Genomic DNA, 17,936 nt, shown 5'->3' with positions numbered 1-17,936 from the left:
CTTGCCGTGGTCGACGTGGCCGATCGTGCCGATGTTGACGTGCGGCTTGTTGCGCTCAAACTTACTCTTTGCCATTTTCGGCTCTCCATTTTCTGGTCCCCGTCAGGGGAAATTCACAATTCAATTGGACGGGCGGGGTATCCCGGTCACTTCTGACCGGAATACTTTGCCTGGATTTCAGCGGCGACGTTCGACGGGACCGGTGCGTAGTGATCGAAGGTCATCGAGTACTGTGCACGGCCCTGCGACATGGACCGCAGGTTGTCGACATACTTGAACATGTTGGCGAGCGGGACGTGAGCGTTGATCACGATCGCAATGCCGCGCTGTTCCTGGCCCTGGATCTGGCCACGACGCGAGTTCAGGTCGCCGATAACGTCGCCGACATAATCTTCCGGCGTGACGACTTCGACCTTCATCATCGGCTCGAGCAGCTGTGCGCCAGCCTTCTTGGCTGCTTCACGGAAGCAGGCACGCGAGGCGATTTCGAAGGCGAGAACCGAGGAGTCTACGTCGTGGAAGGCACCATCGATGAGGGTGGCCTTGACGCCGAGCATCGGGAAGCCAGCGAGCGGACCCGAAGACAGAACGCTTTCGATACCCTTCTGGACGCCCGGGATGTATTCCTTGGGAACAGCACCGCCGACGATCTTGGATTCGAACTTGAAGTCTTCGCCATCCGGGTTCGGTTCGAAGATGAGCTTGACGCGCGCGAACTGGCCGGTACCACCGGACTGCTTCTTGTGCGTGTAGTCTTCTTCGTGCGTCTTCGTGATGGTTTCGCGATAGGCAACCTGCGGAGCACCGACGGTGGCTTCGACCTTGAACTCGCGACGCATGCGGTCGACGAGAATGTCGAGGTGAAGTTCACCCATGCCGGCGATGATGGTCTGGCCGGATTCCTGGTCGGTCTTGACGCGGAAGGACGGGTCTTCGGCAGCGAGGCGATTGAGCGCGAGGCCCATCTTTTCCTGGTCGCCCTTCGACTTCGGCTCGATCGCGATCTGGATGACCGGTTCCGGGAATTCCATGCGCTCGAGGATAACCGGCTTCAGGGGATCGCAGAGCGTGTCACCCGTCGTGGTTTCCTTGAGGCCGGCCAGAGCAACGATATCGCCTGCGAAGGCTTCTTCGATGTCTTCACGGCTGTTGGAATGCATCTGCAGCATACGGCCGACGCGCTCGCGCTTGTCCTTGACCGTGTTCAGAACCGACGCGCCCTTTTCGAGCTTGCCCGAGTAGATGCGTGCGAAGGTGAGCGAACCAACGAAGGGGTCGTTCATGATCTTGAACGCGAGCATGGAGAGCGGCTCGGCGTCATCAGCGTGACGTTCGATTTCGGCTTCGGTCTTGAAGTCGATGCCCTTGATCGCGGGAATGTCGAGCGGCGACGGCAGATATTCGACAACGGCGTCGAGCAGGGGCTGTACACCCTTGTTCTTGAAAGCCGTACCGCAGAACATTGGGTGGAACTTGACGTCGATGGTGCCGCGACGAACGAGGGCACGGATCTTGTCATTGTCCGGCATGATGCCGTTCAAATAGTCTTCCATCGCCTGTTCGTCGATCTCGACAACCGTCTCGATCATCTTTTCGCGATATTCTTCGGCCTTCGCCTTCAGGTCTTCCGGGATCTCAACGACATCCCAGGCAGCGCCGAGGGACTCGTCGCGCCAGACGAGAGCATTCATCTCGATCAGGTCGACAACGCCCTTGAATTCGGACTCTGCGCCGATCGGCAGCTGCATGACAACGGCGGTGGCGCCGAGACGGGTCTTGATCATCTCTACCGAGCGGTAGAAGTCAGCACCGGTCTTGTCCATCTTGTTGCAGAAGATCATCCGCGGGACGTTGTACTTTTCAGCCTGACGCCACACGGTTTCGGTCTGCGGCTCGACACCGGCATTGGCGTCGAGGAGAGCAACTGCACCGTCGAGAACGCGCAGCGAACGTTCGACTTCGATGGTGAAGTCGACGTGGCCGGGGGTGTCGATGATGTTGAAGCGGCGCATCTTGCCGTCGCGACCCTTCCAGAAGGTCGTCGTGGCAGCGGAGGTGATCGTGATGCCACGCTCCTGTTCCTGCTCCATCCAGTCCATGGTGGCTGCGCCGTCATGAACTTCGCCGATCTTGTGAGACTTACCGGTGTAGTAGAGGATGCGTTCGGTGGTCGTGGTCTTGCCGGCGTCGATGTGCGCCATGATACCGAAGTTGCGGTAGTCTTCGATTTTATATTCGCGAGCCATAACGGACTGCCTTTCAATATTCGATCGGTGGATTACCAGCGGTAATGCGAGAAGGCGCGGTTTGCATCGGCCATCTTGTGGGTGTCTTCGCGCTTCTTGACGGCGCTACCGCGGTTGTTGGCGGCGTCCATGAGTTCGCCCGACAGACGATCGACCATGGTGGTCTCGTTGCGCTTGCGGGCAGCAGTGATCAGCCAACGGATGGCGAGGGCCTGGCGACGCTCCGGACGAACATCGACCGGGACCTGGTAGGTTGCACCACCGACGCGGCGCGAACGGACTTCAACATGCGGCGCGACATTGTCGAGCGCCTGATGGAAGATTGCGATCGGCTCAGCCTTGGCCTTGTTCTGAACGACGTCGAAGGCACCGTAAACAATGCTTTCCGCGACCGACTTCTTGCCGTGAAGCATGATGGCGTTCATGAACTTGGTGACGACGAGATCGCCGAACTTCGGGTCCGGATTGATCTCACGCTTTTCTGCACTATGGCGACGGGACATACTATTTGTCTCTCAACGGTTGGGACGCTTTAGAACGCGGAGAACCTCGCGCAGCGCCGGTATCTGATTGATGAAGTGCCGAAGCTTACTTCGGACGCTTCGCACCGTACTTCGAACGGCGCTGCTTGCGGTTCTTGACGCCCTGGGTGTCGAGAACGCCGCGGATGATGTGGTAACGAACGCCCGGCAAGTCCTTTACGCGGCCGCCACGGATCATGACGACAGAGTGTTCCTGCAGGTTGTGACCTTCACCCGGAATGTAGCCGATGACTTCGAAGCCATTGGTCAGACGAATCTTTGCGACCTTACGCAGAGCCGAGTTCGGCTTCTTCGGGGTCGTCGTGTAAACGCGGGTGCAAACGCCGCGCTTCTGCGGGTTTTCCTGCAGAGCAGGAACCTTATTGCGCTTTACCTGCGCCTGACGCGGCTTGCGGATCAGCTGGTTTACGGTAGGCATATACCCATCCCTTGCAAAATCTAGTCTCAAGCCCTTTCAGGCCCTGGTGGTTTGCCGTTTCCGGCGGCGGCCGCACAGTTTTCTTCATGCGCAAAATGTGGCCCGACCCGTTTTCGCGGATGGACCACAAAAGACAGAGGACGCACTGCGGGAGTGCGTCGTGCGAGCAGCATTCTTGTCGTCAACGTGCGTTTGAAGACCTGTTTGAGACGAACTTCAGGACGCGTCGTCCCGAACAACCCGGTCTCACATGGGCTCCGATGGCCGGGGTACTACTGTTTTCCCCCCTTAACGTCAAGTCACATCTGCGAATTATTGCCCCTGGCGCCCTGTCTGAGCGGGAGTCTCGGCGTTTCGGCACGGGAAAATGCCAGCCCTGAGACGATTTGGCTTGGCTTGCGGCGGGAAACTTCTAGATAGGTAGAGATGAAGGGTCAACAGCCCTCCCGGCTGGTCGAATCGGCCACAGCCAGAGAATCGACACGCCACAACAGGAAGACCAGGCGCCATGATTACCAGTCCCGACAATGACAACAACCGCGACGAGCCGATGGTGTTCATCGTGATCGCCAAGGCCTACGAGACCGAGGGCGGGCAACCGATCGACCTGCATGTCATGCTGACGGCCCCTGACGACGATACTGCCGTCAGGCTGACGCTGAACGCGCTTTCGGAAGAAGGCTTCCTGGAAGCCGACCTGGACCAGATCGGCATGATCACCGGCGCACCGGACGAGGAGCCGCATGCCTCGGCCTATCAGGGTGCACTCGAAGGGGAAGTGGCGATCATCCGCTTCGCCTGAGTTTCCGCACAGAGAGATTTCCCATCAAAGGCCGCCCGGAGCCATCCGAGCGGCCTTATTCTTTTTGCACGCGAGGGCACGGGGTCGTGGGCTCGACCGCGTGTGGCAGCGTCCCTGCCAAGCTCCGCCACCCTCACGGCCCCCTCAAGCGAAAAAGGCCGCCCGGATTGCTCCGGGCGGCCTTTCTGATCGTGTGGAACCCTTGTCGCCGATTACTCGGCGGCCGGAGCGCTTTCGCCGGCGAGGTTCTGCAGCATCGGGGTCGCAACATCTGCGCCCGTGCCCTTCTTGCGTTCCTCGAGGATGAGGTCGTCGCGAGACGTGGCGATGCGGCGGATCTGCGTCATGGTACCACCGGTACCAGCCGGGATCAGACGGCCAACGATGACGTTTTCCTTCAGGCCCTGCAGCGTGTCGGTCTTGCCGGCGATCGCGGCTTCCGTGAGAACCTTGGTGGTTTCCTGGAAGGACGCGGCCGAGATGAACGACGGAGTCTGCAGCGAGGCCTTGGTGATGCCGAGCAGGACAGGATCGCCGTAAGCCGGCTTCTTGCCCTCTTCGACCAGACGGTCGTTGTTGTCATCCAGTTCGATCCGGTCGACGTTGTCACCCACGATGTAGTGGCTGTCACCCGAATCCGTGATCTCGACCTTCTGCAGCATCTGGCGAACGATCACCTCGATGTGCTTGTCGTTGATCACAACGCCCTGCAGACGGTAGACTTCCTGGATTTCGTTGACCAGGTACGAGGCGAGTGCCTCGACGCCCTTGATCGCCAGGATGTCGTGCGGAGCCGGGTTACCGTCGAGGATGTAATCACCCTTTTCGATGTAGTCGCCTTCCTGAAGGTGGAAGGGCTTGCCCTTCGGGATCAGGTATTCGACAGGCTCGACACCGTCTTCCGCCGGCTCGATGATGACGCGACGCTTGTTCTTGTAGTCGCGGCCGAGGCGGATCGTACCATCGATCTCAGCGATGATGGCATGGTCCTTCGGACGACGGGCTTCGAACAGTTCGGCAACGCGCGGCAGACCACCGGTGATGTCCTTGGTCTTGGCGCTTTCCAGCGGCGAACGTGCAAGCACGTCACCCTGGGAGACTTTCTGACCAGGCTCGACCGACAGGATCGCTTCGACGGACAGGTGGAAGCGGGCTTCGCCACCACGTGCAACCTTCAGAACGTTTCCGCTCGCATCCTTGATGACGATTGCCGGCTTGAGATCGGCACCGCGCGGCGTCGAACGCCAGTCGATGACCTGACGCTTGGTGATACCGGTCGACTCGTCGGTGGCTTCGAGCACGGAGAGACCGTCGACGACGTCCTCGAAGTGCACGATACCCTCGACTTCCGTCATCATCGGGCGCGTGTAAGGATCCCACTCGGCCAGACGCTGGCCGCGCTTCACCTTGTCGCCGTCGTCGACGAAGACCTTCGAGCCGTAGGCGACACGCTGCGAGGAGCGCTCGATGCCACGTTCGTCGAGGATCATCACCGCCATGCTGCGGCCCATGGCAATCAGGGTGCCATCGGAATTGCGCAGCATGTTGCGGTTCTTGATCTGCACCGTACCTTCGTACGAGGCTTCCAGGAACGACTGGTCGACCACGGTCGCGGTACCGCCCAAGTGGAAGGTACGCATGGTCAGCTGGGTACCCGGCTCACCAATCGACTGCGCCGCGATGACGCCGACGGCCTCACCCATGTTGACAGGCGTACCACGGGCGAGATCTCGGCCGTAGCAGATCGAGCAGACGCCCGTCTGGACTTCGCAGGTCAGTGCCGAGCGGATGCGGATGGACTGGATGCCAGCCTTTTCGATTTCCACAACAGCCGGCTCGAGGATCATCTGACCGGCATCGACGATGCGCTCACCCGTGATCGGATGATCGATATCATCAAGAGCGGTACGACCAAGGACGCGGGCGCCGATGGAGGCAACGACCTGACCGGCATCGACGATCGCCGTCATGGTGAGGCCCTTGTCGGTGCCGCAATCCACGAGGTTGACGATGCAATCCTGGGCCACGTCGACGAGACGACGGGTCAGGTAACCGGAGTTCGCGGTCTTCAAAGCGGTGTCTGCGAGACCCTTACGGGCACCGTGGGTCGAGTTGAAGTACTCGTTAACGGTCAGGCCTTCCTTGAAGTTCGAGATGATCGGCGTCTCGATGATTTCACCCGACGGCTTGGCCATCAGGCCGCGCATGCCGCCCAGCTGGCGCATCTGGTTCGGTGAACCACGGGCACCCGAGTGCGACATCATGTAGATGGCGTTCATCTGCTTCTGGCGACCCGTTTCCGGATCGAACTCGACGGCCTTAATGCGGGCCATCATGTCCTCGGCGACCTTTTCGGTTGCCTTGCCCCAGGCGTCGACGACCTTGTTGTACTTTTCGCCCTGAGTGATCAGGCCGTCATTGTACTGCTGCTCATATTCCTTGACCAGCGTTTCGGTGTCGCCAACGATCTTGGCCTTGGTTTCCGGGATGATCATGTCGTCCTTGCCGAACGAAATGCCGGCGCGGCAGGCATGGGTGAAGCCGAGCTGCATGATCCGGTCACAGAAGATGACCGTGTCCTTCTGGCCGCAATGGCGGTAGACCGTGTCGATCATCTTGGAGATGTTCTTCTTGGTCATTTCCTGATTGCAGATGTCGAAGGGCACGTTGACGTTCTTCGGCAGAAGTTCGCCGATGATCATGCGGCCAGGCGTGGTCTCATAGATCTTCGAAACCGGCTTGCCTTCGGCATCGACGGTCTTGAAGCGGCCACGGATCTTGGCGTGCAGCGTGACGACCTTGTTCTCCAGCGCATGGTGCAGTTCGCCCATGTCGGAGAAGGCCATGCCTTCGCCCGGCTCGTTCTGGTTCTGGATCGAAAGATAGTAGAGGCCGAGAACCATGTCCTGCGACGGAACGATGATCGGTGCACCGTTGGCCGGGTGCAGGATGTTGTTCGTCGACATCATCAGGACGCGGGCTTCGAGCTGAGCTTCGAGCGACAGCGGCACGTGAACGGCCATCTGGTCGCCGTCGAAGTCGGCGTTGAAGGCCGTGCAGACGAGCGGGTGCAGCTGGATGGCCTTGCCTTCGACCAGGATCGGTTCGAAGGCCTGGATGCCCAGGCGGTGCAGCGTCGGTGCGCGGTTCAGGAGAACCGGATGCTCGCGGATGACCTCGTCGAGGATATCCCAGACTTCCGGCTTTTCCTTTTCAACCAGCTTCTTTGCCTGCTTGACGGTCGAGGAATAACCCTTGGCGTCGAGACGGGCATAGATGAACGGCTTGAACAGTTCGAGCGCCATCTTCTTCGGCAGGCCGCACTGGTGCAGTTTCAGTTCCGGACCGGTCACGATGACCGAACGGCCGGAATAGTCGACGCGCTTGCCGAGAAGGTTCTGGCGGAAGCGGCCCTGCTTGCCCTTGAGCATGTCGGAGAGCGACTTCAGCGGACGCTTGTTGGCGCCGGTGATGACGCGGCCACGACGGCCGTTGTCGAACAGCGCGTCTACAGATTCCTGCAGCATGCGCTTTTCGTTGCGGATGATGATGCCTGGAGCGCGCAGTTCGATCAGGCGCTTCAGACGATTGTTACGGTTGATGACACGACGATAGAGATCGTTCAGGTCAGACGTCGCAAAGCGGCCGCCATCGAGCGGAACCAGCGGACGCAGGTCCGGCGGGATCACTGGCACGACCTTCATGATCATCCATTCCGGACGGTTGCCGCTCTCCATGAAGTTCTCGACGATCTTCAGGCGCTTCATCAGCTTCTTCTGCTTCAGTTCCGACGTGGTTTCAGCCAGGTCGGAACGCAGATCGCCAGCGATCCTCTCGAGATTCATCGAGGCCAGCATTTCAAAGATGGCTTCAGCGCCGATCATGGCGGTGAACTGGTCTTCGCCGAACTCGTCGACGGCCATCATGTACTCTTCTTCCGAGAGCAGCTGGTTTTCCTTGAGCGAGGTCAGGCCCGGCTCGGTCACGATGTAGTTCTCGAAGTAGAGAACGCGCTCGACATCCTTCAGCGTCATGTCGAGCAACGTCGAGATGCGCGACGGCAGCGACTTCAGGAACCAGATGTGGGCAACCGGGGCTGCGAGCTCGATATGGCCCATGCGCTCGCGGCGAACGCGCGACAGCGTGACTTCGACGCCGCACTTTTCGCAGATGATGCCCTTGTACTTCATGCGCTTGTACTTGCCGCACAGGCACTCGTAGTCCTTGATCGGTCCGAAGATGCGCGCGCAGAAGAGACCGTCACGCTCTGGCTTGAACGTGCGGTAGTTGATGGTTTCCGGCTTCTTGATCTCGCCGTAGGACCACGACAGGATCTTTTCCGGGCTCGCGATCGAGATCCGGATGGAGTCGAAGTGCTGAGCCGGCACTGTCGGGTTGAAAAGGTTCATGACCTCTTGGTTCATGCCTGTCTCCTTATGGGGCTAGAAGCCCTCGATTGGGTCCTGGTCGCGGCGAAATCCCGGGATGCCGCGCCGGACCCTGAAATGACAATAACCGCGAAATGCGGCGAGACTCCCCTTCCCGTCCCGACATTGGCCTTCGGGGCGATCAGGGAATGGCGTGCGCGGCCGAAGCCTCGCACGCCTTTGTCAAACCGTTATTCGGCTGCGTCGGGCAGCTGGCCGTCTTCCGTCAGGAGCTTCGAGTTCTCGAGTTCGACGGAAAGGCCCAGAGAGCGCATTTCCTTGACGAGAACGTTGAAGCTTTCCGGAATACCGGCCTCGAAGGTGTCGTCGCCTCGGACGATCGCCTCGTAGACCTTGGTACGGCCGGCCACGTCGTCCGACTTTACCGTCAGCATTTCCTGCAGGGTGTAAGCCGCACCGTAAGCCTCGAGTGCCCAGACTTCCATTTCCCCGAAGCGCTGACCGCCGAACTGCGCCTTACCACCGAGCGGCTGCTGGGTGACGAGCGAGTAAGGACCGATCGAACGGGCGTGGATCTTGTCGTCGACCAAGTGGTTCAGCTTGATCATGTACATGTAACCAACGGTGACCTGGCGGTCGAAGGCTTCACCGGTACGACCATCGTACAGAACCGACTGACCCGACGGGTTGAGACCCGCACGCGTGAGCATCGCGGAGACGTCGCTTTCATGCGCACCGTCGAAGACCGGCGTGGCGATGGACACGCCGCGCTTGGCTTCTTCAGCAAGCTTGACGAGTGCGTCGTCGTCGAAGTGCTTCACTTCGTCATGCGCTTCGGACTCGTAGATTTCCGTCAGTTCCTTGCGGAGATCCGTGATGTCGAGGTGCTTGCGATAGTCCTCGAGCATCTGGCCGATCTTCTTGCCCATGCCGGCGCAAGCCCAGGCAAGGTGGGTTTCGAGGATCTGACCGACGTTCATGCGCGAGGGCACGCCGAGCGGGTTCAGAACGATGTCGACATGCGTGCCGTCTTCGAGGAACGGCATGTCCTCGACCGGTACGATGCGCGACACGACGCCCTTGTTGCCGTGACGGCCGGCCATCTTGTCGCCCGGCTGGATCTTGCGCTTCACAGCGACGAAGACCTTGACCATCTTCATGACGCCCGGAGGCATTTCATCACCGCGCTGGACCTTCTCGACCTTGTCCATGAAGCGCTGTTCAAGGCGCGACTTGGATTCGTCGTACTGGCCGCGGAGCGCTTCGAGTTCGCCCTGCACCTTTTCGTCCTCGACCGCGAACATCCACCACTGCGAGCGGGGATATTCGGAGACGACGGCGTTGGTCAGTTCGACGCCCTTCTTGAAGCCCTTCGGACCTGCAATCGAGACCTGGCCACGCAGCATGTCGATCAGACGGCCGTAAACGTTACGGTCGAGGATCGCCTGCTCGTCGTCACGGTCCTTGGCGAGGCGTTCGATTTCCTCGCGCTCGATGGCCATCGCGCGCTCGTCCTTCTCAACGCCGTGGCGATTGAAGACGCGAACTTCCACGACGGTCCCGAAGGTGCCCGGAGGCATGCGCATCGAGGTGTCACGAACGTCGGATGCCTTTTCACCGAAGATGGCGCGCAGAAGCTTTTCTTCCGGCGTCATCGGGCTTTCGCCCTTCGGGGTGATCTTGCCGACCAGGATGTCGCCAGGAGCGACTTCCGCACCGATGTAGACGATACCGGCTTCATCGAGGTTCTTCAGCGCTTCTTCCGACACGTTCGGAATGTCGCGCGTGATTTCTTCCGGACCGAGCTTGGTGTCGCGGGCCATGACTTCGAATTCCTCGATGTGGATCGAGGTGAAGACGTCTTCCGAGACGATGCGCTCCGACATGAGGATCGAGTCCTCATAGTTGTAGCCGTTCCACGGCATGAACGCGACGAGCGCGTTGCGGCCGAGCGCCAGATCGCCGAGGTCGGTCGACGGACCGTCCGCGATGATGTCACCCTTGTTGACGATGTCGCCAACCGTCACCAGTGGGCGCTGGTTGACGCAGGTGTTCTGGTTCGAACGCTGGAACTTCTGCAGACGGTAGATGTCGACGCCGGACTTGCCCGGATCGAGATCTTCCGTTGCACGCACAACGATACGGGTCGCATCGACCTGGTCGACCACGCCGCCGCGACGGGCACCGATGGCAGCACCGGAGTCACGGGCGACGATCGGCTCCATGCCGGTCCCGACGAACGGGGCTTCGGCACGCAGGAGCGGCACGGCCTGACGCTGCATGTTCGAACCCATGAGGGCGCGGTTGGCGTCGTCGTTTTCCAGGAACGGAATGAGAGCAGCCGCAACCGAAACCAGCTGCTTCGGCGAGACGTCCATCAGGTTGATGGTGTCGCGCGGGGACAGCATGACTTCGCCAGCGTGACGGCAGACGACGAACTCTTCGACGAACTGGCCATCGGCCGTCAGCTCGGAGTTGGCCTGCGCCACGTAGTACTTGGCTTCTTCCATCGCCGAGAGATAGACGACGTCCATCGTCACCTTACCGTCGATGATCTTGCGGTACGGGCTTTCGATGAAGCCATACTTGTTGACCCGTGCGAAGGTGGCAAGCGAGTTGATCAGACCGATGTTCGGGCCTTCCGGCGTCTCGATCGGGCAAATACGTCCGTAGTGGGTCGGGTGAACGTCTCGGACTTCGAAGCCTGCGCGCTCGCGGGTCAGACCACCCGGTCCAAGAGCCGAAAGACGACGCTTGTGGGTGATTTCCGAAAGCGGGTTCACCTGGTCCATGAACTGCGACAGCTGCGAGGAGCCGAAGAATTCGCGGACGGCGGCAGCAGCCGGCTTGGCGTTGATCAGGTCCTGCGGCATGACGGTGTCGATTTCGATCGACGACATGCGTTCCTTGATCGCGCGCTCCATACGGAGCAGGCCGAGACGGTACTGGTTTTCCATCAGTTCGCCGACAGAGCGAACGCGACGGTTGCCGAGGTTGTCGATGTCGTCGATCTCGCCGCGGCCATCGCGCAGCTCGACCAGCATCTTGACCACGGCCAGGATGTCGTCCTTGCGCAGAACGCGGACGGTGTCCGGGCAGTCGAGGTCGAGACGCATGTTCATCTTGACGCGACCAACGGCCGACAGGTCGTAGCGCTCCGAATCGAAGAACAGCGAGTTGAACATGGCTTCGGCCGAATCCATGGTCGGCGGTTCACCCGGACGCATGACGCGGTAGATGTCGAACAGAGCGTCCTGACGGTTCTCGTTCTTGTCGGCAGACAGCGTGTTGCGGATGTAGGCGCCGACATTGATGTGGTCGATGCCGAGGATCGGGATCTCTTCGAAGCCGGACTCGAGGATCTGCGGAAGCGTCTTCTCGTCGATTTCCGAGCCCGCTTCCATGTAGATTTCACCGGTCGACATGTTGACAAGGTCTTCGGCGAGATAATTGCCGAACAGGTCTTCGTCCGATGCCTTCAGGAACTTCAGGCCCTTGTCCGACAGCTGACGCAGCAGGCGCGGGGTCAGCTTCTTGCCACCTTCGACTACGACTTCGCCGCTGTCGGCGTCGACGAGATCGGAAATGGCCTTGGCACCCTTGAGGGTTTCCGGATTGAACGGGAAACGCCAGCCCTTGCCGTCGCGTTCATAGACGGACTTCGAGTAGAAGGTCGACAGGATTTCTTCGCCGTCCATGCCGAGCGCCATCAGCAGCGAGGTCACCGGGATCTTGCGGCGACGGTCGATACGGGCGTGCACGATGTCCTTGGCGTCGAATTCGATGTCGAGCCAGGAACCACGATACGGGATGACGCGCGCGGCAAACAGAAGCTTGCCCGACGAGTGGCTCTTGCCCTTGTCGTGGTCGAAGAAGACGCCCGGCGAACGGTGCATCTGCGAGACGATGACGCGCTCGGTGCCGTTGACGATGAAGGTACCATTGTTCGTCATCAGGGGCATGTCGCCCATGTAGACGGACTGTTCCTTGATGTCCTTGATCGAACGTGCGCCCGTATCCTCGTCAATATCGAACACGATCAGACGCAGGGTGACCTTGAGCGGTGCGGCATAGGTCAGGTCGCGCTGGCGGCATTCATCGACGTCGAACTTCGGCTGTTCGAATTCGTAGGACACGAATTCCAGCATCGAAGCACCGGAAAAGTCGGTGATTGGGAAGACGGACTTGAAAACGGCATTAAGCCCCTCGTCGGGACGGCCGCCCTGCGGCTCGTCGACCATGAGGAACTGGTCATAGGATGCCTTCTGAACCTCGATGAGGTTCGGCATTTCTGTGACTTCTGGAATTTTTCCGAAAAACTTGCGTACGCGCCTGCGACCGTTAAAGGTAAGGGTCTGAGCCATCGTCGCTCCTTGTCAGTTTGCACCCGGGCCTGCAACAGACGGTGACCGCTGGCCAGGCGGCTCCGTCAATAAATGGATCACTCAATCTCGTCTCGAGATCCGGACGGCCGGCCGGTTTGCCGGGCGCGCGGGTCGAGACCATCCTCTTGAGAACCCATTACCCAGGGACCGTTTTCATACGGTCCCTGGGTAATGTGTCCGGAGGAAACCGGCGGGAAAAGGAAACCTTCTCCCGCCGCATTCCGATATTACTTAACGTCGACCTTGGCGCCGGCGTCTTCAAGCTTCTTCTTGAGGTCAGCGGCTTCAGCCTTGGAAACGCCTTCCTTGACAGCCTTCGGAGCGCCTTCGACGAGGTCCTTGGCTTCCTTGAGGCCGAGACCGGTGATGGCGCGGACTTCCTTGATGACGTTGATCTTGTTCGCGCCGGCATCCGTGAGGATGACGTCGAACTCGGTCTTTTCTTCTTCAGCAGCAGCCGGAGCAGCGCCGCCAGCAGCAGCAACGGCTACCGGTGCAGCAGCCGAAACGCCCCACTTTTCTTCAAGCATCTTGGAAAGCTCAGCAGCTTCCAGAACGGTCAGAGCAGAGAGGTCTTCAACGATCTTTGCGAGATCAGCCATGATGGTACTTCCTTATAGATGTTCGGTTCGAAACGAACGATTAGGGTTTGAACAGCGAAAAACCGCCTTACGCGGCTTCGTCCTTCTTTGCATAGGCCGCAAACACGCGAGCAAGCTGAGCTGCCGGTGCTGCCACAACACCTGCGATGCGGGTAGCCGGGGTCTGAATCATGCCCAGCAGCTTTGCACGCAGTTCGTCCAACGAAGGCAGGGTCGCAAGCGACTTGACTGCATCGGGGGACAAGGTGGTTGTTCCCATGGCGCCGCCGAGCACAACGATCTTGTCGTTGGTCTTGGCGAATTCCATGACGACCTTCGGAGCCACAATCGGGTCAGTGCTGAATGCAATCAGCGTCTGGCCCTTGAAGAGATCCGTGATCCCTTCGGCTTCCGTGCCCTGAAGAGCGATCTTGGCCAGGCGGTTCTTCGCGACTTTGACGGTGCCGCCAGCAGCGCGCATCTTCGAACGAAAATCGTTCATCTGCGCAACCGTGACACCAGCATAGTGGGCCACAACAACCGAACCGGAAGCCTTGAAGACTTCGTTCAGTTCTGTGACGAATTCGCGTTTTTCCGCTCTTTCCACTGTCTGTCTCCAGTTGATGGGACCGCAATCCTGCAGGCCCCACCGGGTTTGCCTTTGCCTCAAGGGATCCAACATGTCGGACCCCGAGCGACGCTTGAGGATCCTGTCCCCTCTGGAAGGAATGATTTCCAACCATAAGGCGAATAAGGCTCGAACCGAACTTCAAGACGTCATCAGACGTTTAAAAACGGATCTTACCCGTCTCATGCAGGCAGATATTAAGGCCCTGAGGCCGCCCACAATCTCGGACAGGAGTGCCTGGATTTGACACCCAGGCATTTCCGGCCCCGAAAGGCCGAAAACGTGTTGGACCGGAGCGCGAGGCTCCGGTCAAATCATAATCAGACGGTGACCGTCGACGGCTCGATGCGCACGCCCGGACCCATGGTCGAGGAGATAGCAACGCGCTTCAGATAGTTACCCTTGGCGCCAGCCGGCTTCGCCTTGATGACGGCGTCGGCAAATGCCTTGATGTTTTCTTCCAGAGCCTTGGCGTCGAAGGATGCCTTGCCGATGCCGGCATGGATGATACCAGCCTTCTCGACGCGGAATTCGACAGCACCGCCCTTGGATGCCTTGACGGCGCCAGCGACGTCCATGGTCACGGTGCCAACCTTCGGGTTCGGCATCATGCCACGCGGGCCGAGAACCTTACCGAGGCGACCGACGAGCGGCATCATGTCCGGGGTGGCGATGCAGCGATCGAAGTCGATCTTGCCGCCCTGGACGATTTCCAGCAGGTCTTCGGCGCCGACGATGTCTGCACCAGCGGCCTTGGCTTCATCAGCCTTGGCGCCACGTGCGAAGACGGCGACGCGAACATCACGGCCGGTACCGTTCGGCAGGTTGACCACGCCGCGGACCATCTGGTCTGCGTGACGCGGATCGACGCCGAGGTTCATGGCGATTTCGACGGTTTCGTCGAACTTTGCGGTGGCACGCTCCTTGACCAGAACGATTGCATCCGAAAGGGCAATCAGCTTGGTGGGATCGATGCCTTCGCGGCTCTTCTGGATACGCTTTGCAACCTTAGTCATGATCAAGCCACCACTTCCAGGCCCATGGAGCGGGCAGAGCCCTCAACCATCAGCATTGCGCCATCGATGTCGGCGGCGTTCAGATCCTTCATCTTGCCTTCGGCAATTGCGCGGACCTGCGCCTTGGTGATCGTACCGACCTTCGCACCCTTGCCCGGAGTCTTCGAGCCGGAGGTGATCTTTGCTTCCTTCTTCAGCCAGTAGGTGACCGGCGGCTGCTTCATTGCGAAGGTGAAGGACTTGTCCTGGTAATAGGTGATGACGACCGGGATCGGCATACCCTTTTCCATTTCCTGCGTGGCGGCATTGAACGCCTTGCAGAATTCCATGATGTTGATGCCACGCTGACCAAGTGCCGGGCCGATCGGCGGGGACGGGTTTGCCGATCCTGCCTTGACCTGGAGCTTGAGCTGGCCTGCAATTTTCTTAGCCATTACTCTCTGCCTTTCATTTCAGACCGGTTGCCCGATCCAGTATGCCAGCCTTCAGCTGGCGGCTGCGGTTGCGTGGTGCGTCTGGTCGGTCCGGCTAAAGACCGCCATCCTCCCACGCGGGTCGGGGAGTTGCCTCCCCTCGTGCAATCAGACCTTTTCGACCTGACTGTATTCAAGCTCGACGGGGGTCGCGCGACCGAAGATCGACACTTCGACCTTGAGGCGCGAGCGCTCTTCGTCCACGTCCTGGACGATGCCGTTGAAGGAAGCGAAAGGACCGTCGGAGACGCGAACCTGTTCGCCGATCTCGAAGGATACGGAAGACTTCGGGCGCTCCACGCCTTCCTGGACCTGGCCCAGAATGCGCTCTGCCTCGAAATCCGGGATCGGAACCGGCTTGTTGTCGGAACCGAGGAAACCCGTAACCTTCGGGGTATTCTTGATCAGGTGATAAGCTTCATCCGTCAGGTTCGCACGCACCAGCACGTAACCGGGGAAGAACTTGCGTTCGCTGTCCACCTTGCGACCGCGACGAATCTCGACGACCTTCTCGGTCGGAACGAGGATCTTCTCGAAGAGATGCTCAAGGCCCTTCTGACGCGCCTTGTGCTCGATGTCTTCCGCGACCTTCTTTTCAAAATTCGAATACGCGTGGACGATGTACCAACGTGCCGCCATGTTCGTCTCCGCCCGATTAATTGCCAACGCTCAGCACAAGGCCGAGCAACCAGCTGATCAGCTGGTCAGCGCCGAAGAAAAACAGCGCAGCGAAAAACACCATCGCCAGGACCATGAGCGTCGAAATCATGGTCTCGCGGCGCGAGGGCCACGTTACCTTGTTCGTCTCAGAGCGTACCTGCTGCAGAAACGCGAATGGATTACCCTTGGATGCCATTTATTGCCCACGGATTTACGGCGCGTAAAGCCGACCTTCGTCAGCCCCACGCACCGCGTGTCTGTTTGAACTCTACATAGAGAGCGATTCCCCTTTTCACAAGAGGAAATCTTCTCCAGCACTCTTTCGGCTTTGCCACATCTTCATTGCGCGTCGCAGCCCTAAGGCGCGCCGTGCGACTTGGCAGGGGCAGCCGGGCTTGAACCGACGACCTGCGGTTTTGGAGACCGCCGCTCTACCAACTGAGCTATACCCCTAAGCCTTACATCGGACAGAAACGCTTCCGTCCGAGGCATGGAGCACCCTTTAAGGCGGGAGCGCCGGAATGGCAAGTGTCTTTTTTCTGCTTTTCCCCAAAGCCGTCAATGGCATCGCTCGCTACTGCCACTCGACGCGCGCATGGATGCGTACGGCCGGCACATGGGCGGGATCGGACAGGATTTCCTCCAGGCTGATGCCGGCCGCAGACGCCCATCCAGCGCAAGGTCAAGCGCGGCAGGCGCGGTATCGCACGAGCTGTCGCTCGCCTCGCCCTGCAGCCGCAGCGGCGGTTAAACTGCGCCCGCATCGGCTACGTAGCCTCGCGCAATGTCAATTCGCCGCCGCGAGGTGGGTGGACCTGCATGCCGAGTGCGCGGCCGGCGCGAATCGCCATGTCGTTCGCCAAGGCGATGGCGCTCCAGACACAGGAGCCCTCCTCTGCTGCGCTGGCAGCGGGAGAGCGAGCGAGCGACACCAGCCGGGCCATGCACAGTGACGGCGTGTCATGTCCGCGCCATGTGTTGCGGTGCCCATGCGTGCGCCGCAGCCCCGACCACACCTGACGAATCAGGTCAGTTTCCAACGCAACTCCGTTAGGTGCCAGGCAGGAGACCGGCGCGCATGAGAGCCATACATCCGGCCCGCCGGGATTTCCGGCAGACATACGGCTGATATCGACGTTTTCCTTGCGCTTGCCAGGTTTCCTGCTTTGACTGATACTCCCCAAGGCTCCCGCGGAGGACAGACATGATCCGTATCAGCAATGCCGCCCTGCCCGGCTCGGAATTCGACGACAGTGACCTGACAGAGTCCCGCTTCACCGACGTCTCTCTGAAAGAGGCTGTTTTCAGCAATGTCGACCTTGGGCGCTGTCTGATCACCGACGCCAATGCGGACCAGATGGTGGTCCGCAATGTGGCGATGAATGCGGCGGTGATCGAGAACGTCGTCATGCATGCTGCCAGCCTCACCCATGTCGACCTGAACGGCAGCACGATCCGCTTTGCGAGCTTCGCCGACACCACGATCGCCGAATGCGACCTCACCGGCATGACGATCAACGGCTATCTCGTGACCGATCTGCTGCGGTTGGCCGAAGAGCAGTTTCTCGAAAGGGCCTGACAGGGCTTTCGGCCGGGCTCGTCCAACCTTTCCCTTGCTTCCCGCTCAACAGAAAAAGGCCCCGCTGTTTCCAGCGAGGCCTTCTCATTCACCCTTGCGGGAGATGCTTACTCGATGATCGAGGCGACGATGCCGGCGCCGACGGTACGGCCGCCTTCGCGGATCGCGAAGCGCAGCTTTTCTTCCATCGCGATCGGAACGATCAGCTCAACCTGAAC

At 59.8% G+C, this 17,936-nt stretch carries 13 protein-coding genes, 1 tRNA gene and 2 pseudogenes; 2 read left to right on the top strand and 14 right to left on the bottom strand.

Annotated elements, in window-relative coordinates; translation table 11 throughout:
* The 4 genes and pseudogenes from LJE98_RS20025 to rpsL all read right to left on the bottom strand — a co-directional run.
* A pseudogene (locus tag LJE98_RS20025) lies at positions 1-75 on the bottom strand (elongation factor Tu); the annotation flags it as partial.
* A gap of 71 nt (positions 76-146) precedes the next feature.
* Positions 147-2,246, bottom strand: coding sequence for an elongation factor G (gene fusA, locus LJE98_RS20020; protein WP_229577027.1), 2,100 nt, complete (start codon positions 2,244-2,246; stop codon positions 147-149).
* A gap of 32 nt (positions 2,247-2,278) precedes the next feature.
* Positions 2,279-2,749 carry a 30S ribosomal protein S7 gene (gene rpsG, locus LJE98_RS20015; protein WP_076395909.1) on the bottom strand — a complete coding sequence of 157 codons (471 nt, stop codon included), beginning with the start codon at positions 2,747-2,749 and terminating at the stop codon, positions 2,279-2,281.
* 85 nt (positions 2,750-2,834) lie between these two features.
* The gene (rpsL, locus tag LJE98_RS20010; RefSeq protein ID WP_003507760.1) at positions 2,835-3,206 is read right to left on the bottom strand and encodes a 30S ribosomal protein S12; all 372 of its coding nucleotides are present in this window, start codon (positions 3,204-3,206) and stop codon (positions 2,835-2,837) included.
* Between the two features lie 508 nt (positions 3,207-3,714).
* On the opposite strand from rpsL, the gene LJE98_RS20005 reads away from it, so the two are divergent.
* Entirely contained in the window at positions 3,715-4,008 is a 294-nt protein-coding gene (locus LJE98_RS20005) for a hypothetical protein (protein WP_054149591.1), read from the top strand.
* A 212-nt stretch (positions 4,009-4,220) separates the two neighbouring features.
* On the opposite strand, the gene rpoC is transcribed toward LJE98_RS20005, so the two are convergent.
* From rpoC to LJE98_RS19960, 9 genes are all read right to left on the bottom strand, one after another.
* On the bottom strand, positions 4,221-8,432 hold the full coding sequence (rpoC, locus tag LJE98_RS20000; RefSeq protein WP_229577026.1) for a DNA-directed RNA polymerase subunit beta': 4,212 nt from the start codon (positions 8,430-8,432) through the stop codon (positions 4,221-4,223).
* Positions 8,433-8,626: 194 nt separating this feature from the next.
* A complete protein-coding gene (gene rpoB / locus LJE98_RS19995; RefSeq protein ID WP_229577025.1) occupies positions 8,627-12,760 on the bottom strand; it encodes a DNA-directed RNA polymerase subunit beta in 4,134 nt (1,377 codons plus the stop codon).
* 248 nt (positions 12,761-13,008) lie between these two features.
* Positions 13,009-13,383, bottom strand: coding sequence for a 50S ribosomal protein L7/L12 (gene rplL, locus LJE98_RS19990; protein WP_229577024.1), 375 nt, complete (start codon positions 13,381-13,383; stop codon positions 13,009-13,011).
* Between the two features lie 67 nt (positions 13,384-13,450).
* Positions 13,451-13,969 carry a 50S ribosomal protein L10 gene (gene rplJ, locus LJE98_RS19985; RefSeq protein WP_229577023.1) on the bottom strand — a complete coding sequence of 173 codons (519 nt, stop codon included), beginning with the start codon at positions 13,967-13,969 and terminating at the stop codon, positions 13,451-13,453.
* A gap of 341 nt (positions 13,970-14,310) precedes the next feature.
* The gene (gene rplA, locus LJE98_RS19980; protein ID WP_229577022.1) at positions 14,311-15,006 is read right to left on the bottom strand and encodes a 50S ribosomal protein L1; all 696 of its coding nucleotides are present in this window, start codon (positions 15,004-15,006) and stop codon (positions 14,311-14,313) included.
* Positions 15,007-15,008: 2 nt separating this feature from the next.
* Complete coding sequence (rplK, locus tag LJE98_RS19975) at positions 15,009-15,440, bottom strand: 50S ribosomal protein L11 (RefSeq protein ID WP_147888564.1); 432 nt, start codon at positions 15,438-15,440, stop codon at positions 15,009-15,011.
* A gap of 147 nt (positions 15,441-15,587) precedes the next feature.
* The gene (gene nusG / locus LJE98_RS19970; protein WP_112248104.1) at positions 15,588-16,118 is read right to left on the bottom strand and encodes a transcription termination/antitermination protein NusG; all 531 of its coding nucleotides are present in this window, start codon (positions 16,116-16,118) and stop codon (positions 15,588-15,590) included.
* A 16-nt stretch (positions 16,119-16,134) separates the two neighbouring features.
* Entirely contained in the window at positions 16,135-16,335 is a 201-nt protein-coding gene (gene secE, locus LJE98_RS19965; protein ID WP_112248105.1) for a preprotein translocase subunit SecE, read from the bottom strand.
* Positions 16,336-16,516: 181 nt separating this feature from the next.
* A tRNA-Trp gene (locus LJE98_RS19960) sits at positions 16,517-16,592 on the bottom strand.
* A gap of 751 nt (positions 16,593-17,343) precedes the next feature.
* Here LJE98_RS19960 and LJE98_RS19955 point away from each other — a divergent pair.
* A complete protein-coding gene (locus LJE98_RS19955) occupies positions 17,344-17,718 on the top strand; it encodes a pentapeptide repeat-containing protein (protein ID WP_229577021.1) in 375 nt (124 codons plus the stop codon).
* Positions 17,719-17,825: 107 nt separating this feature from the next.
* Here the strand turns inward: LJE98_RS19955 and LJE98_RS19950 are convergent.
* Positions 17,826-17,936 (bottom strand): annotated as a pseudogene (locus LJE98_RS19950) (elongation factor Tu); the annotation flags it as partial.

Origin of the sequence: Rhizobium sp. 'Codium 1' (assembly GCF_020889605.1) — a bacterium.
GTDB classification, from domain to species: domain Bacteria; phylum Pseudomonadota; class Alphaproteobacteria; order Rhizobiales; family Rhizobiaceae; genus Allorhizobium; species Allorhizobium algae.
The sequence above is the reverse complement of the archived record's forward strand: the minus strand, read 5'-3'. Positions and strand labels throughout refer to the sequence as shown.

Bases quoted from the DNA above. Each gene is read 5' to 3' on its own strand.
- secE (WP_112248105.1), bottom strand. From the start codon at position 16,335: ATGGCATCCAAGGGTAATCCATTCGCGTTTCTGCAGCAGGTACGCTCT.
- rplL (WP_229577024.1), bottom strand. From the start codon at position 13,383: ATGGCTGATCTCGCAAAGATCGTTGAAGACCTCTCTGCTCTGACCGTT.
- rpsL (WP_003507760.1), bottom strand. From the start codon at position 3,206: ATGCCTACCGTAAACCAGCTGATCCGCAAGCCGCGTCAGGCGCAGGTA.
- rpoC (WP_229577026.1), bottom strand. From the start codon at position 8,432: ATGAACCAAGAGGTCATGAACCTTTTCAACCCGACAGTGCCGGCTCAG.
- LJE98_RS20005 (WP_054149591.1), top strand. From the start codon at position 3,715: ATGATTACCAGTCCCGACAATGACAACAACCGCGACGAGCCGATGGTG.
- fusA (WP_229577027.1), bottom strand. From the start codon at position 2,246: ATGGCTCGCGAATATAAAATCGAAGACTACCGCAACTTCGGTATCATG.
- LJE98_RS19955 (WP_229577021.1), top strand. From the start codon at position 17,344: ATGATCCGTATCAGCAATGCCGCCCTGCCCGGCTCGGAATTCGACGAC.
- nusG (WP_112248104.1), bottom strand. From the start codon at position 16,118: ATGGCGGCACGTTGGTACATCGTCCACGCGTATTCGAATTTTGAAAAG.
- rplA (WP_229577022.1), bottom strand. From the start codon at position 15,006: ATGACTAAGGTTGCAAAGCGTATCCAGAAGAGCCGCGAAGGCATCGAT.
- rpsG (WP_076395909.1), bottom strand. From the start codon at position 2,749: ATGTCCCGTCGCCATAGTGCAGAAAAGCGTGAGATCAATCCGGACCCG.
- rplK (WP_147888564.1), bottom strand. From the start codon at position 15,440: ATGGCTAAGAAAATTGCAGGCCAGCTCAAGCTCCAGGTCAAGGCAGGA.
- rpoB (WP_229577025.1), bottom strand. From the start codon at position 12,760: ATGGCTCAGACCCTTACCTTTAACGGTCGCAGGCGCGTACGCAAGTTT.